This is a genomic window from Pseudomonas sp. HMSC066A08, from assembly GCF_001813025.1.
In the GTDB taxonomy this organism is placed as follows: domain Bacteria; phylum Pseudomonadota; class Gammaproteobacteria; order Pseudomonadales; family Pseudomonadaceae; genus Pseudomonas; species Pseudomonas aeruginosa.
Genome location: NZ_KV811316.1, coordinates 1 through 289 on the forward strand (window position 1 = coordinate 1; position 289 = coordinate 289).

The 289-nt window shown below is 52.6% G+C and carries 1 rRNA gene; it reads left to right on the forward strand.

Annotated elements, in window-relative coordinates:
* Positions 1 to 289: ribosomal RNA gene (locus HMPREF2886_RS19500) — 16S ribosomal RNA — on the forward strand; the annotation flags it as partial.

A 289-nucleotide genomic window follows, 5' to 3' on the forward strand; every position in this document is an offset into this window, starting at 1 on the left:
TAACTTGGGAATTGCATCTGAAACTGGTTGGCTAGAGTCTTGTAGAGGGGGGTAGAATTCCATGTGTAGCGGTGAAATGCGTAGAGATGTGGAGGAATACCGGTGGCGAAGGCGGCCCCCTGGACAAAGACTGACGCTCAGGTGCGAAAGCGTGGGGAGCAAACAGGATTAGATACCCTGGTAGTCCACGCTGTAAACGATGTCGATTTAGAGGTTGTGGTCTTGAACCGTGGCTTCTGGAGCTAACGCGTTAAATCGACCGCCTGGGGAGTACGGCCGCAAGGTTAAA